The 15,734-nt window shown below is 40.5% G+C and carries 11 protein-coding genes; 6 read left to right on the forward strand and 5 right to left on the reverse strand.

From position 1 onward, the window contains the following. Nucleotides 1-4 precede the first annotated feature (4 nt). From atpA to V3564_RS05710, 3 genes are all read right to left on the reverse strand, one after another. On the reverse strand, nt 5-1,540 hold the full coding sequence (gene atpA, locus V3564_RS05700; RefSeq protein WP_455480615.1) for a F0F1 ATP synthase subunit alpha: 1,536 nt from the start codon (nt 1,538-1,540) through the stop codon (nt 5-7). Then, nucleotides 1,540-2,124 carry an ATP synthase F1 subunit delta gene (atpH, locus tag V3564_RS05705; RefSeq protein WP_455480616.1) on the reverse strand — a complete coding sequence of 195 codons (585 nt, stop codon included), beginning with the start codon at nt 2,122-2,124 and terminating at the stop codon, nt 1,540-1,542. The genes atpA and atpH overlap by 1 nt, the downstream gene beginning before the upstream one ends. Nucleotides 2,125-2,661: 537 nt before the next feature. Next, nucleotides 2,662-4,872 (reverse strand): primosomal protein N', encoded by a 2,211-nt coding sequence (locus V3564_RS05710; RefSeq protein WP_455480617.1) that lies wholly within the window; start codon nt 4,870-4,872, stop codon nt 2,662-2,664. Nucleotides 4,873-5,386: 514 nt separating this feature from the next. On the opposite strand from V3564_RS05710, the gene fsa reads away from it, so the two are divergent. After that, entirely contained in the window at nt 5,387-6,040 is a 654-nt protein-coding gene (gene fsa, locus V3564_RS05715) for a fructose-6-phosphate aldolase (protein WP_455480618.1), read from the forward strand. Here fsa and lptE read toward each other — a convergent pair. Then, nucleotides 6,037-6,627, reverse strand: coding sequence for an LPS assembly lipoprotein LptE (gene lptE, locus V3564_RS05720; protein WP_455480619.1), 591 nt, complete (start codon nt 6,625-6,627; stop codon nt 6,037-6,039). The two genes, fsa and lptE, sit on opposite strands and share 4 nt — an antisense overlap. Further along, complete coding sequence (gene leuS, locus V3564_RS05725; protein WP_455481465.1) at nt 6,614-9,256, reverse strand: leucine--tRNA ligase; 2,643 nt, start codon at nt 9,254-9,256, stop codon at nt 6,614-6,616. The genes lptE and leuS overlap by 14 nt, the downstream gene beginning before the upstream one ends. Before the next feature lie 152 nt (nt 9,257-9,408). Here leuS and V3564_RS05730 point away from each other — a divergent pair, with 152 nt between their 5' ends. The 5 genes from V3564_RS05730 (at nt 9,409) to V3564_RS05750 (ending at nt 15,084) form a co-directional block, all read left to right on the forward strand. After that, complete coding sequence (locus V3564_RS05730) at nt 9,409-10,101, forward strand: YggS family pyridoxal phosphate-dependent enzyme (RefSeq protein ID WP_455480620.1); 693 nt, start codon at nt 9,409-9,411, stop codon at nt 10,099-10,101. Nucleotides 10,102-10,334: 233 nt separating this feature from the next. Then, nucleotides 10,335-12,293: an acetate--CoA ligase gene (gene acs / locus V3564_RS05735; protein WP_455480621.1), complete on the forward strand. Its 1,959-nt coding sequence runs from the start codon at nt 10,335-10,337 to the stop codon at nt 12,291-12,293. Nucleotides 12,294-12,802: 509 nt separating this feature from the next. After that, nucleotides 12,803-13,462 carry a cell division ATP-binding protein FtsE gene (ftsE, locus tag V3564_RS05740; protein ID WP_455480622.1) on the forward strand — a complete coding sequence of 220 codons (660 nt, stop codon included), beginning with the start codon at nt 12,803-12,805 and terminating at the stop codon, nt 13,460-13,462. Next, nucleotides 13,455-14,408 carry a cell division protein FtsX gene (locus tag V3564_RS05745; protein ID WP_455480623.1) on the forward strand — a complete coding sequence of 318 codons (954 nt, stop codon included), beginning with the start codon at nt 13,455-13,457 and terminating at the stop codon, nt 14,406-14,408. The genes ftsE and V3564_RS05745 overlap by 8 nt, the downstream gene beginning before the upstream one ends. A gap of 4 nt (nt 14,409-14,412) precedes the next feature. Continuing rightward, nucleotides 14,413-15,084: a YdcF family protein gene (locus V3564_RS05750; RefSeq protein ID WP_455480624.1), complete on the forward strand. Its 672-nt coding sequence runs from the start codon at nt 14,413-14,415 to the stop codon at nt 15,082-15,084. The last annotated feature ends 650 nt before the right edge of the window (nt 15,085-15,734 follow it).

Below are 15,734 nucleotides of genomic sequence, written 5' to 3' on the forward strand. Positions count from 1 at the left end.
TTCGTCACGAAAAATTTTTCGCGTAAGTATTAAGAACAGCAATCAACTTATTCTTGATATCATCGGTTATCTGTTTTTTGTCAGCAATTGCCTTCAAAAGATCTTGCTGGCTACTACGTAGGAGAGTTAAAAGCCCTTGTTCAAACCGAGTGACATCAGAAACAGCCAAGGAATCAAGATAACCGTTCACACCCGCAAAAATAACAACAACCTGTTCTTCTGTTTTCAATGGAGAAAATTGTGGCTGCTTTAAAAGCTCTGTCAAACGTTCACCACGATTTAAAAGGCGCTGCGTTGAAGCATCTAAATCCGAACCGAATTGTGCAAAAGCGGCCATTTCTCGATATTGTGCTAATTCACCTTTGATAGAACCAGCAACCTGCTTCATCGCCTTAATTTGCGCAGCTGAACCAACACGCGAAACAGAAAGACCAACATTCACAGCAGGACGAATTCCCTGATAAAACAAATTAGTTTCCAGGAAAATTTGCCCATCGGTGATCGAAATCACATTTGTAGGAATATAAGCAGAAACATCATTCGCCTGTGTTTCAATGACTGGCAAAGCTGTCAAAGATCCGGAACCATTTTCAGCATTCAACTTTGCAGCCCGCTCTAAAAGACGAGAATGAAGATAGAAAACATCACCAGGATAAGCTTCACGACCAGGAGGGCGACGAAGCAAAAGAGACATCTGACGATAAGCAACAGCCTGTTTTGAAAGATCATCATAACCGATCAAAGCATGCTGACCATTGTCACGGAAATATTCCCCCATTGCACAACCTGCAAGAGGAGCGATAAATTGTAGTGGAGCAGGATCAGAAGCTGTAGCCGCGACAATAATTGAATACTCAAGAGCCCCCTGTTCTTCCAAAACTTTAACGAATTGCGCCACCGTTGAACGTTTTTGACCAATAGCGACATAAATACAATACACTTTGTCCTGTTCCCGTCCCGCACCATTTTCGTGAAACGGCTTCTGATTTAAAAATGTATCGAGCAAAATCGCTGTTTTCCCCGTTTGACGATCTCCGATCACCAACTCACGCTGTCCACGTCCAATGGGGATGAGCGCATCAATAGATTTTAACCCAGTCGACATTGGCTCATGCACTGACTGACGCGGAATAATTCCTGGAGCCTTGACATCAACACGACGACGCTCTGTTGCCTTAATAGGTCCTTTACCATCTATAGGATTTCCAAGAGCATCAACAACACGCCCAAGCAAAGCTGGCCCCACAGGAACATCCACGATAGCGCCTAATCGCTTAACACAATCGCCTTCACGAATATCACGATCTGACCCAAAAATCACAACACCGACATTATCGATCTCCAAATTCAAGGCCATACCACGCACGCCATTTGAAAAGGAAACCATTTCACCTGCTTGAACATTATCCAAACCATAAACGCGGGCGATACCATCACCCACAGATAATACCCAACCAACTTCTGAAACTTCAGCCTTTTGGTCAAAGTTCTTGATTTGCTCTTTTAGAATTTTTGAAATTTCAGATGGTCTAATATCCATCAGCTGACCTCTTTTTTCAATGCAAGCTTAAGCGAAGATAATTTTGTTGCAAGAGACGCATCAATCTGAGACGATCCCACACGAACGATCAATCCACCAAGAATTGTTGGATCAACAAGGATGTGCAGCAAAACTTTTCCCCCAACGATACCTTCCAAAGCCACGCGCAACTCTTGTTCCTGATCAGAACGCAATGGACAGGCAGAAACAATCTGCGCTGAAATTTCCCTACGAGATAAAGCAACACGACGCTGAAAAGCATGTAAAATACCAAACACAGCACAAAGCCGACGGTTTACTGCGATAACACGCAAAAAATCACAAACAATCTGACCAGCGCCCTTATCAGCAAATCTGATGCTCTCGCAAACAGAATGCATCACCTTAACTTGCTCTTTTACTGGAAAGAATGGGCTCTGTACAAAGCGTTTTAAGTCTTCATTTTGATCCAATACAAGCAAAAAAGACCCCACTGCCTTTTCAACCTTTTCAACGACCTCTGCTTCTTGAACAAAATCAAAAAGCGCTTGTGCATAGCGCTGATCTACCAGTGGCAGCGGTATAAGAGAAAATGAATCCGACACGAAATACCGCCTCTTTCCCTTGAGCGACTCTCTGATAATTATCAGATGAAATGGATCAGACATCCCAAATTCTAAGAATCTTCTTCTTAAAACTCAGAACAAAGAACTTTCCGATTTTCTAGCATAGACATTACCGACTCGCAATACTCCAAATCGATGCTTTCTGAAAATTTTAAATAAAATATTCAAAATATTTTTAAAAAAGGAATTTTTTTTGAAAATATACTGCTTAACACCACAGTTTTTTGTGTCTCTTTTTGACATCCCCTAACAGATTTTTCAAATGCCTTTTTGCTCCATAAACTGTCTGAAACCAAAAGAAAAATGATCTTCTTCAATTTTAAAATAGGACATTCTTCTGAAAATGCTCTTTTGCCAAAAAACGCTACAGAAAAATGTATTATTTCAAGTTTCTAAGCAAATGATAATAACGGATGTGCTCCTTAAAAGAAAAAAATGTCATTTTTTCTTAAAATTATCCTTCTTTTAATAAAGCGTCTTTTAAACAAATAGCCTCCACGTTATATCGCTTTGCTTTCAGAGAAAGCTTTGCGGATCAATATCGATCTGTAGTCGAACTGAAGAAGGAATTTTTGGCGCACTTGCAAGCATCGCACGAATAAACCCTTGTATATCGAAAGAACGTTGCCCTTGCAGCAAAAGCCGAAAACGATAACGCCCCCGAATAAGAGCCAACGGTGCTTCTGCTGGTCCCATCAATGAAATATTTTTCTCCCGTGGTGTAACTTGGCGCAACGCACGTGCATAATGTTCTGCTGCTTGACGTTTTTCTGAAGACACAATCAAAGAGGCAAATCGTCCATAAGGTGGAAGATGATAATGCTGACGCATGGCAATCTCATGCGTATAAAAATCCTCACGTTGTTGCGAAAGCAAGGCTTGTATCACTGGATGATCGGGCTGATAGGTTTGCAATAATCCTAAACTTTCTAACCCCATACGCCCTGCTCTTCCGGTAACCTGAGACAAAAGTTGAAAGGTACGCTCACTCGCACGTAAATCACCATTCGCAAGGCTAAGATCTGCATCAATCACACCTACTAAGGACAACTCAGGAAAATGATGCCCCTTAGCGGCTAACTGTGTTCCAATCACAATATCAACATCACCATTTGCAATTGCTTGCAATTCACTTCGCAACTGACGAACCCCACCTTTTAAATCAGTTGAGAGAATCAACAATCGCGCCTGTGGAAAAAGCTCCCGTGTTTCCTCTGCAATCCTTTCTACTCCGGGTCCGCAAGCCACGAGATGGTCTAAAGTCCCACATTCAGGGCATGCTTCCGGAAGAGACTGAGAATACCCACAATGATGACATTTAAGTTGCCCTTGCAAACGATGCTCAACCAACCAACTTGAACAGTCTCTACAATGAAAACGATATCCACAAACTCGACACAAAGTTAAAGGCGCATAACCACGGCGATTGAGAAAAAGGAGTGCCTGTTCACCTTTCTCGAGTGTTTGTATCAAAGCATGTTCAAGAGCAGAAGAAATAAAACGCCCTTTTTGCACTTCCCCTTGACGCATATCAACCACCCGCAACTGTGGAAGTGCTGCTTCTTTAAAACGCGATGGCAAATGCACCTTTTGATAACGACCTCTTAAAACATTAGCCTGACTTTCAATCGACGGTGTCGCTGAGGATAAAATAACAGGGAAATGCTCGAAAGAAGCCCGTGCAACCGCCATATCACGCGCATGATAAAAAATGCGCTCTTCCTGTTTATAAGCACCATCATGTTCTTCATCGACAACAATCAATCCAAGCTCATGAAAAGGGAGAAAAAGCGCCGAGCGTGCTCCAGCCACAACCCGCACTCGTCCTTCTGCAACTTGCCGCCACACACGTTCCCGACGACGCGGTGCCAAATCTGAATGCCACTCTGCCGCCGATGCTCCAAAGCGCGCATGAAAACGATCTAAGAATTGCTGTGTTAAAGCAATTTCTGGCAATAAAATCAAAACCTGCTTGCCACACATGAGCGCTTGAGAAACCGCTTCAAAATAAACTTCCGTCTTTCCTGAACCAGTAACACCATCAAGCAAAAAAACTTGAAACTGAGAAGATAACACACCTTCTCGTAACAATGCTGCTGCTTCATTCTGCGTTCCCTCTAATACGGGGGGACAAAAATCAGGATCAGGCATCGCAACAAGAGCAGGAGCAGGTATCATAACATCCTTAAAAACCCCAAGCGATTTTAACCCTTCAACAACGGAAACAGAAGTTTCTGCCGCATGCGCAAGACCAGAACGTGTCCAAACCCTACCATCGCGTGCCAATTCCAAAACCCGTAATCGCGCTGGTGTTAAACGTCTTACATCCCCCCCACAATACTGCAACCCTGGCATCTGTGCTTCCGGTTCTAAAGCAGCCGGCACACACAAAACCAACCGTGCAATGAGACCAAAAGGAGTCATCGTATACTGACTAACAAAACGCAAGAATGTAATCATCTCTGTCTTTAATGGTGGGCAATCAAAAACAGAGAGGATAGAGCGTAATTTTTCATGCGCCACAGCTACAGAACTTTGCCCATCCTTTGCTGTCTGCTCTCCAACGTCCACCACAAGACCACAAACTTTGCGTCCCATCACTGGAACACGAACAAAAGAACCAACTTCAACCTCCATAGAAGATGGAACCACATAACTATAAGCATGAGCAACAGGAAGAGGCACTAATACTGAAACAATCTTTTTCTCTGTCACTTTTGGCTTCATTTTATACCAACTTTTATACGAACCTTTTATAGAACATCTCTACAGCTTATCTTTTAACACTGTTTTGAAGAATCCTTTGCGTAGTTTATCTTTCCACCCCTACCGATAATACCTTATCAATAATGATTCTTTTCAACGCGCCTCATAACTAAAACACAAACAAAAGCGCTACATCTCTTTTAGCAGATAGTGCTTCATAACGATAAGTATCAGCAACAAAAAGAAGCACTAAAGTCGAAACATTTTTTTCTGTTACATTTGTTTTATTTTTGTACCGAATCTTTCATATCAATTTCTTTGCCAACGATAAGCATTTTCAAAATGAATTTAATACGAACACCGTAAGCGCTAGCACTATAAACAAACCCTTCACACATTTTGCCCCATTCCCAATTTATGTCTCAACTTATCATATCCTTTCTCTTGCTTTTGCGATAAACAATAGCGCATAACAAAAACAGGATGAAACATTAAAGACTTTGAATCAAAGAGCTAAAAAACAAGGAGATTGGACATGAAGTTTTTTGTGGACAGCGCCAATATTGACGAAATCAGAGAATTACAAAATTTTGGTCTTGTCGATGGTGTTACTACAAACCCTTCCCTCATTTTGAAATCAGGATGCAATATTTTTGATGTTACAAAAGAAATTTGTAACATTGTCAATGGTCCCGTTTCTGTCGAAGTTGCAGCAACAGAATTTTACAATATCATGGAAGAAGCGGCTATCTTAGAAAAAATTGCCGACAATATTTGCATCAAACTTCCTTTAACATTTGACGGACTGAAAGCATGTAAAGCCCTGACACAACGAGGAGTAAAAACAAATCTCACACTTTGTTTTTCTGCCACTCAAGCTTTATTGGCAGCCAAAGCAGGAGCAACATTTGTTTCACCGTTTGTTGGAAGAATCGACGACTGTGGAGTGGATGGCAGTCAACTGCTTCATGAAATTCGTACAATTTATGACAATTATGGTTTTGAAACACAAATTTTGGCAGCGTCAATCCGCACCGTCAATCATGTCAAAGAAGCAGCACTAAGCGGTGCAGATGTTGCAACTGTTCCACCAGCAACTTTAAAAGCACTAATCAAGCATCCTTTAACCGATAAAGGCTTGCAAATATTCCTCGATGATTGGAAAAAAACCGGACAAAATATCGCTTAATGTTTTGAAAGGTCTTTTGAAAGCAACATAAAAATTTGTTCAGCTAACTCTTCAGCTGCGCGCTTTTGCGCATTTTCTTCTGCTTGTGTCGTTGCATATTCCTGACGAGGACGTTCAAAAGATACATTCACTGTTCTCATTCCTTTGGCAACAGGAGTATCTTTCATATCCCTTAAGACATAGAAAGCTTTGCTTACCACAGTTCCAACGGAATTCCGCCCACTTCCATTTTTATCGAGACCAACCTCTATCTGCATAGATTCCTTTGTAAACGTGGATGTCTGCAATGCCAATTGATAAGCTGAAGCGGAAGGTTTACTCCCATTTCCATACAGAAGAAACAACAAACGGTTGCGCACCATTTGACCAAAACGATCTGAAGGCTCTTCAACGATAATGGATGCAAGCTTTTCAGTCAGCCCCAAAGAATTTTTGTCCGAAGACCGACCATAAGAAATAGCATCTACTGCATTCCCTGTCGTCGAAATCTGCGACACTTGACGATAAAGGGGTTCAACTTTGCACCCACATAAAAGTATGGACAAACCAGCTAAAACCAAAGGAACAACAGTTTTAAAGAACAACATTCACAATCCTTTGTGGAACAATAATCATTTTTTTTACAGATTTTTCGACCAGATTCGCCTGTACAAAATCAAGAGCTAAAACAGCTTCTTCAATCATCTCTTTACTTGCTGTTGCTGCAACAGTCACCTCACCGCGCTTTTTACCATTAATCTGTACTGGCAAAGTATAACACTCTTCAATGATTAATGCGGAATCATAAACAGGCCAAGGAAGCTCACAAATCAGATTTTCTCCTCCTAAAGCAGCATGACATTCTTCTGCTAAATGAGGCATCACAGGTGCAATCATAGCAAGGAAAAAATCCATTGCCTGACGTAAAGCTGCCTTCATTTCATCCTCAACACTTGCTACCTTGTTCAACAATGGCGCCAAAATATTCAAGAATTCATAAAGGCGTGCAATCGCCCGATTAAACGCAAATTTTTCCAAATCATCTTCCACGGCGCAAAGCACGCGATGCGCTGCTTTTGAGAGTTTCAAAGCAGCACCCTGATGCCCTGCACAAGGTACCACATCCCTTAAAATCGGAGCACTCAAAGCTACACAGCGCCAAACACGCTGTACAAAACGATATGCTCCCTCAACACCAGATTCTGTCCAGATGACATCCCGCTCAGGAGGAGAATCCGACAAAACAAACCAGCGCACGGTATCGGCTCCATAGGATGCAATAATATCATCAGGATCAACAACATTCTTTTTTGATTTTGACATTTTTTCAATCAAACCAATCGTCACTTCACTTTGATCGGTTAATTTATAAGCTCGACGTTTTCCATCCTTTTCAACAATCGAAATTTCTTCTGGCGAAACCCACCCCTGATCATCCCGATAGGTTTCATGAACAACCATACCTTGGGTAAAAAGCCCCTTAAAGGGTTCATCAAGAGTTACATGGCCGATCAATTTCATGGCACGCATAAAAAAGCGCGCGTAGAGAAGATGTAAAATTGCATGTTCAATTCCACCAATATATTGTTGCACAGGCAACCATTCAGTTATTGCCTTTTGGTCGACTGGTTCTTGTACCCAAGGTGCAGTAAAACGCGCATAATACCAAGAAGAGTCAACAAATGTATCCATTGTATCAGTTTCGCGTTTAGCAGGCTGTCCACAAGAAGGACAGACAACTGTTTGCCATGTTTTATGACGTACAAGAGGATTGCCAGGCAGATCAAAAGTCACATCATCAGGTAGCACAACAGGCAAATCAGCGCGCGGCACAGGAACCACCCCACAGGCAGCACAATGGATCATAGGAATCGGACATCCCCAATAACGTTGACGCGAAACCCCCCAATCGCGTAGTCGAAATTGCACTGTCTTTTTTCCCTGAGGCTGGCCATGGAGCACTTGTTTCTCAAGACAGTCTGCCGCAGCTTCAAAAGCTTGTTGCGGTGTTAAACCATCCAAAAATCCTGAATTTATCATCACCCCATCACCAGTATAAGCCGTTTCAGCGATCATAAAATCCTTGGCATCAGTTCCCTCTGGTAACACCACTGGTCGCACTGGAAGATCATATTTGCGTGCAAAATCTAGATCTCTTTGATCATGGGCAGGACAACCAAAAATAGCGCCTGTTCCATAATCCATGAGAACAAAATTGGCGATATAAACGGGAATACGCACTGTTTTATCAAAAGGGTGAACAGCCAAAAACGATGTGCGAAACCCTTGTTTTTCAGCAGTTTCAAGTGCTTCAGTTGTCACTCCACCACATAGACAATTTTCGATAAAAGCACCAAGCGCTTTATCCTTTTGCGCTAAAGCTTGCGCGATGGGATGATCGACAGACAGCGCCAAAAAAGAAGCTCCAAAGAGCGTATCAGGTCGCGTTGAGTAACAGACAACTTCATTAAACGCCTCATAAACATCATTGGTCACCTCTACTGTCTCTAAAGCCCAACGAATCAACAAGCCTCGTGACTTTCCAATCCAGTTTTTTTGCATAATGCGGACTTTTTCTGGCCACTGTTCAAGTTTTTCAAGCCCTGCCAATAAATCTTCACTAAAATCACTAATTTTGAAAAACCACTGCGTCAATTCACGCTGCTCAATCAATGCACCAGAGCGCCAACCACGCCCATCAACAACCTGCTCATTTGCCAAAACAGTCTGATCAACAGGATCCCAATTGACCTTAGCCACTTTGCGCGTAACCAACCCTTTTTCATAAAAGTCAAGGAACAGCATTTGTTGACGGTGGTAATAGTCTACATCACAAGTTGCAAATTCGCGCGACCAATCCAGAGAAAACCCTAAGCGCTTTAATTGCCCGCGCATAACTGCAATATTTTGATAGGTCCACGTTTTTGGGTGCACTTTATTTTGCATAGCTGCATTTTCAGCTGGCATACCAAAAGCATCCCACCCCATGGGATGAAGCACATTAAACCCCTTTGCACGTTTATAGCGTGCAACAACATCCCCCATCGCATAATTGCGCACATGCCCCATGTGAATACGCCCAGAAGGATAGGGAAACATCTCTAAAACATAATATTTTTCACGCCGATCCTCTTGAACTGTCTGAAAAGTTTTCTTTTCATCCCAAATCGCTTGCCATTCTTGTTCTCGGGCACGTGGATTATAGCGTTCGCTTACATTATAACGTTCAATCGTCATTCCCATTATACTCTTTAAATAAAATTGAACCAAAAACTTGTATTATGCTTCACCATGGATTAAGCCCACCGTCAACATTTTCAGTAACTCTTTTACAAAGTTTTTACAAATCATTGCTCCATTCCTGAAAAAAACAGAAAGAATGCAAATATATGAACACATTCTATACCGCTCCTGATATGTCCTCTATTGAAGCGTGGAAAAATATTCAAAAAGACATTGCTGAAATATGTCAAGAAACGCATCGTTCCTTAGAAGAGGTTCAACTTCTAGCTGTTTCAAAAACTGTATCTGCAGACAACATTATTCCTCTTTTGCAAGCAGGCCAGTCTCTTTTTGCCGAAAGCCGTGTGCAAGAAGCAGCTGCAAAATGGCCTAGCTTGCGTCAACAATTTGATCCCATTGAACTTCATCTTATCGGTCCTTTACAATCCAACAAAACAGAACAAGCTGTCAAACTTTTTGATGTCATTCAAACGATTGATCGCGAAAAAATAGCTAAATATTTAGCTAAAGAAATGCAGAAACAAAAAAGACATCTTCCCTGCTATGTTCAAGTTAATATCGGGTTAGAACCGCAAAAAAGCGGCCTTGCACCGCAAGAGGTGATCCCTTTTGTCACCCAATGCAAAAATCAATATGGACTCAACATTATCGGTCTTATGGCGATCCCGCCAGTAGAGGAAAACCCTGGTCCCTATTTTGCCCTTTTAGCAAAACTTGCAAAAAAAGCCGGTCTTCAAAAACTTTCTATGGGAATGTCCAGCGACTTCAAAATTGCTCTTCAATTTGGCTCTAACATTCTTCGCATTGGCTCAGCTCTGTTTAGAAAACATTCCGCTTGATCCAATTTTAATGAATGAAAGTACTGCATTTAAGCATCAAAAACAGCAGTAAAATGCTTCTTTGAAAGATAACCTGTATAAAATTTTAAAAATTGCCGCTCTGATCTATATAGTATATTCTAAATCTAAAAATAAAGCTTTTAATTTGAGCAGAGACCTACTGCGGAGTTTTGTCCCAAAAATAAAAGTACAGTGGTTAATTTTTCCAAACAATAAACTCAAGGGAGGGGAATATGTCTGAAAAAATCTATCCAGTACCAATTGATATCAAAAAAAATGTCTTTATCAATGAAGATACCTATAAACAGTGGTATCAAGAAAGCATCCATGATCCAGAAACCTTCTGGGCAAAACATGGGCAACGTATTGAATGGTTTAAACCTTATACAAAAGTAAAAAATACTTCTTTCGACGGAGATGTATCAATTCAATGGTACGAGGATGGAATAACAAATGTCGCCTATAATTGCATTGATCGCCATTTAAAAACCCGTGGTGACAACATTGCACTGATTTGGGAAGGAGATAACCCCTATCATGATAAAAAGATAACTTATAATGCGCTTTATGAATATGTTTGTCGTTTTGCCAATATCTTAAAGAACCACGGCGTAAAAAAAGGTGACAAGGTTACCATTTACCTACCGATGATCCCCGAAGCAGCCTATGCCATGCTCGCCTGCGCCCGCATTGGCGCTGTTCATTCGGTTATCTTTGCTGGCTTTTCTGCTGAAGCAATAGCAGGACGCATTATTGATTGCGAATCAACCTTTGTCATTACTGCCGATCAAGGCTTGCGTGGAGGAAAACAGATTAACTTAAAAGACAATGTTGACCATGCTATTAACATAGCAGCCCACCACAACGTGCATGTGGATCAAGTCATGGTCATACGGCGTACCTGTGGAACAATTAATTGGGTCAAAGGACGTGATTTTTGGTACCATGAGGAAATAGCTCATACCAAAACAGATTGTCCAGCAGAAAAGATGAACGCTGAAGAGCCACTTTTTATTCTTTATACCTCTGGCTCAACAGGAAAACCAAAAGGTGTTTTGCATACAACAGGTGGCTATCTTGTGTATGCATCTATGACACACCAATATGTTTTTGATTATCATCCTGATGAAATTTACTGGTGTACTGCTGATATTGGCTGGATTACTGGTCATTCTTACTTGATTTATGGACCTTTATGCAACGGTGCTACCACTTTAATGTTTGAAGGGACACCAACCTTTCCCAATCATGGCAGATTCTGGGAAATTGTCGATAAACACAAAGTCAATACGCTCTACACCGCACCAACAGCTATTCGCGCGTTAATGGGTGCAGGAAATTCATTTGTTGAGCACTCTGAAAGAACATCCTTGCGTCTTTTAGGTACCGTGGGCGAACCTATTAATCCAGAAGCATGGGAGTGGTTTTATCATACAGTTGGAAACAATCGCTGCCCCATTCTCGATACATGGTGGCAAACAGAAACAGGGGGGCATATGATTACGCCTCTACCCGGTGCAACACAACTCAAAGCAGGATCAGCCACACGCCCTTTTTTTGGTATTCAACCTCAACTCATTGATAACCAAGGAAATATTCTGGAAGGTGAAGCAGAAGGCAATCTCTGTATCGTAGATTCATGGCCTGGACAAATGCGCACACTCTATAATGATCATGAGCGCTTTATTCAAACCTATTTTTCTATCTATAAAGGGAAATATTTTACAGGCGACGGTTGTAAACGCGATAGTGATGGCTATTATTGGATTACAGGGCGGGTTGATGACATTCTCAATGTCTCTGGACACAGGCTAGGAACAGCTGAAATTGAATCAGCACTTGTTTCTCATCCCACTGTTTCAGAAGCGGCCGTTGTTGGTTATCCTCATCCCATTAAAGGACAGGGAATTTACAGTTTTGTCACCTTAATGGAAGGCACAACGCCAAATGAAAAGTTGCAGAAAGACCTCATTCAACATGTCAGAAAGGAAATAGGATCTATTGCCATATTGGATAAAGTTCAATTTGCCCCTCAGTTACCAAAAACACGATCGGGAAAAATTATGAGACGTATTTTGCGAAAAATCGCCGAAAACAATTTTGATAATCTAGGAGATATTTCAACCCTTGCCGAACCACAAGTCATTGATGATCTGATTGCCAATCGCCAAAATAAAGAAACTACTACTTAACACAAAACATTAACAATAGCTTTAGCCTTTCTGTTATCCTAGCATTTCCGTTAAAATCATCGGTGAAAGTAAAAAGGGGAACGTAACAATCAAGGAGACTTTTAATGTTTCTGAAAACAGACACTATTTCTCAATAACAAACAAAAAATGATTGCAGCTAAAATCTTTAAAACTATGGAGTATGAATTCTAACAAGTACCAAAGCAATAAGTACAAAGTATCTTTGCTAACCGCTAAACGAGAAAAATCACTGCTGAGCAAAAAAACAGACATAGTAGTTCTCATGTTTCTTCTAGAAACACCTTGGAATTCCTGCTAAAATCATAAATATAGGTAAAAAGAGAAATGCAAGAATTGATAGTATTTTTACAGATAATACTTCTCAATAATAAACTGGAAACGATAAAAATTATTGAGAACTATGAAGTATGAAGCTAACAAGAGCCTAAAGCAATGAAAGCAAAGGTCTTTATAATGATGCAATATAAAAGCAAAAGTGGGAACGAAAAGTGATTCATTTTGAAAACGTCGGTCTGCGCTATGGAATGGGCCCTGAGGTTCTGCGTGATATTAGCTTTCATATTCCTCCCGGATCATTTCAATTTCTCACTGGCGCCTCTGGAGCAGGGAAAACATCATTAATGCGTCTTATGTTTTTGGCGCTCAAACCAACCCGCGGTCATATTGATTTATTTGGAAACGATACAGCATTACTTAAACGACAGGAACTCCCCGCACTACGACAACGTATCGGTATCGTCTTCCAAGATTTTCGTTTACTCGACCACATGACCACTTATGAAAATGTCTCTTTGCCTTTACGTATTAAGGGGCAAGAAGAAGCAACTTATCGCAGTGAAGTTGAAGATCTTCTTTGTTGGGTAGGCCTTGGTGATCATATTCATGTTTTACCACCAGTCCTTTCTGGTGGGGAAAAACAAAGAGCAGCTATTGCACGTGCGCTCATTGATCAACCTGAAATCCTTCTTGCCGATGAACCGACAGGAAACGTTGATCCACCTTTGGCAAAACGTTTGCTACGCTTGTTTATTGAATTAAACCGTTTTGGAACAGCTGTTATCATTGCCACCCATGATATTGCACTGATGGAACAAGTTGTAGCACGGCGGATGCTTCTCCATAATGGACGGATGACAATTCATGAATAAGTCTTTCCCAATTTTTACAAGCGATCAAAAAAACACTACTGCTATTATTCCCAGCGGCAACATTTCTGGACAAGCACTAGTTGCAGTGATTGCTATTATGACATTTCTCTCAAACCTCACATTAATCGGTGTTGATTTAATACAGCATGCTGCTAACAGTTGGAGCAATCAAATTAGCTATGAAGCAACGATTCAAATACGCCCCATTGAAAATATTGATATCGAAACAGCCCTCCATGATGCAGTTAAATTAGTTAAAACATTTCCTGGTGTAAAAGATGCTACGATTATTGACAAAAACGCCACTGAAAAGTTGCTCGAACCATGGCTTGGAACAGGTTTAGATTTAAGTGAATTGCCACTTCCCCGACTAATCATCGTAACATTGAAAGAGAATGAAAAAATCAATTTTCGTGCAATCAATCATGCAATAAAAACAAAAATTCCAGGAAGTCAGTTTGATAGTCACCGTGTTTGGATAAACCGTCTTGCAACAATGGCACACACAACTGTTTTCATTGGTTTTGCAATTTTAACATTGGTTCTAGGTTCACTGATACTCACGATTATCTTTGCCACATGCAATGCACTGGCAGAGAATGCACATATTATCAATGTCTTATATTTCCTCGGAACTGAAACTTTTTTCATTGCGCGACAATTTGACTGGCATTTTTTTAAAACTGCACTACGCGGTGCATTATACGGCGGTGTTACAAGCACATTCCTATTCGCTGCTTTTGTCTTTTGGACAAACTACAACCTAGGGAGAGTGGAAACTAGCCAAGTAACTGCTTTATTTGGACATTTTTCTATAAGTTCCATCCCTTACGGAAAAATCATTGGCCTTATTTTTTTCGTTTCTTTTCTTACCATGCTTACAAACCGGATAACTATTCTAACACAACTTAAAAAAATCGACCAATGCGAAAACGGCTTATTTTAATTTTATGACTCACGACTCATATAGTCCCAAATCATTGACGCACGATAATCTAGAGCATCCCCTGAAAAAGTATACCGTATACAATCCATGGTATTCACGCTGCTTGTTTAGCTATTTTCCACCGACAACACTTGCTCTTTTAATAATCATTCTCATCTTTTGTGCCAGTTTCGTTGTTTTTTCTGAAAAAACCGAACAGCTTCAACCACCAAATCCTTTGCCGAAAGCTGATGCAATCATCGTTCTTACAGGGGGAGAAAACCGAATAGAGACAGGGTTAAATCTCTTACAGCAGGGGCTTGGGTTACGACTCTTAATCAGCGGGGTAAACACGACAACAAATCTGAAAAGTTTCATGCACAGCATGCATATTAGTCCACAGCTTTTTGCATGTTGCGTTGACATCGGTAAAGCGATTAATACAAAAGGAAACGCCAAAGAAAGCGCAGCTTGGATCAAAAAACATCACTATCAAACAGTTTATATCGTTACCCACGATTACCACATATGGCGCTCTTTGCGTGAACTTAAATATTTAAGGCCTGACATCAATTTCATCGCCTATCCTGTTAAAAAGAGCAAAATTAAAAGCACAATACAACAGATCAATCAAATACGCATTCTTATATTCCAATATGTCAAAACTATCGAAGTGTACATAAGAACCGCATTCTAAGCTGCACAACTGGTTTTCTAAAAATCTTCCCCAGCTCTTCACTCTATAAACTGTATTCATACAGCATTTTAGATCACAGACACAATAAACTTCTTTTTACACGATAGTTATCACTAAAACCGTACCCTCTTCATACCAATCCGTTTGAGTCTGAATCATTTTCCACTCAGATTAATTTTCGTACAAAAATTTAAAATTGTTGCCCAAAACAAAAATAACACCCCCCGTATAAATTTCGCCTACGACAGTTTCTCAAATTTGAAAATAAAAACAATTCTTTTGCATTCAATTACCGAAAAGGGAGAGTATGCTGCAAGCCTCTTGATTCTTCTCACCTATATTGAACCTATTAATCGTAGATGAAGAGTCTGTATTGTTGCTTGTCATATTCAAATCATTTTACATAAAATATTATGACTATTCTTAGAATACATAAACTTTCTAAAGATGATAAACTTCTTGTGGAATAGACTTATAAAATTGAATATTCTCTTCACAATCTTTTCTATTGATACAAACTTTATATTAGCTGTACCGCCTATAATCATTGCAATGACTGCAAATCAAAAACACGACAAGAATTAAGATATGTATGCTCTTCATGATACCCTCCCAACAAACACATCCCTTTAGACGATACAATAAAAAGA

It is taken from the genome of Bartonella sp. B12(2025), assembly GCF_053795135.1.

Coding starts and splice junctions, on each gene's coding strand:
- V3564_RS05730 (WP_455480620.1), top strand. CDS start 9,409: ATGAACACATTCTATACCGCTCCTGATATGTCCTCTATTGAAGCGTGG.
- lptE (WP_455480619.1), bottom strand. CDS start 6,627: ATGTTGTTCTTTAAAACTGTTGTTCCTTTGGTTTTAGCTGGTTTGTCC.
- acs (WP_455480621.1), top strand. CDS start 10,335: ATGTCTGAAAAAATCTATCCAGTACCAATTGATATCAAAAAAAATGTC.
- V3564_RS05750 (WP_455480624.1), top strand. CDS start 14,413: ATGACTCACGACTCATATAGTCCCAAATCATTGACGCACGATAATCTA.
- leuS (WP_455481465.1), bottom strand. CDS start 9,256: ATGACGATTGAACGTTATAATGTAAGCGAACGCTATAATCCACGTGCC.
- atpA (WP_455480615.1), bottom strand. CDS start 1,540: ATGGATATTAGACCATCTGAAATTTCAAAAATTCTAAAAGAGCAAATC.
- fsa (WP_455480618.1), top strand. CDS start 5,387: ATGAAGTTTTTTGTGGACAGCGCCAATATTGACGAAATCAGAGAATTA.
- V3564_RS05745 (WP_455480623.1), top strand. CDS start 13,455: ATGAATAAGTCTTTCCCAATTTTTACAAGCGATCAAAAAAACACTACT.
- V3564_RS05710 (WP_455480617.1), bottom strand. CDS start 4,872: ATGAAGCCAAAAGTGACAGAGAAAAAGATTGTTTCAGTATTAGTGCCT.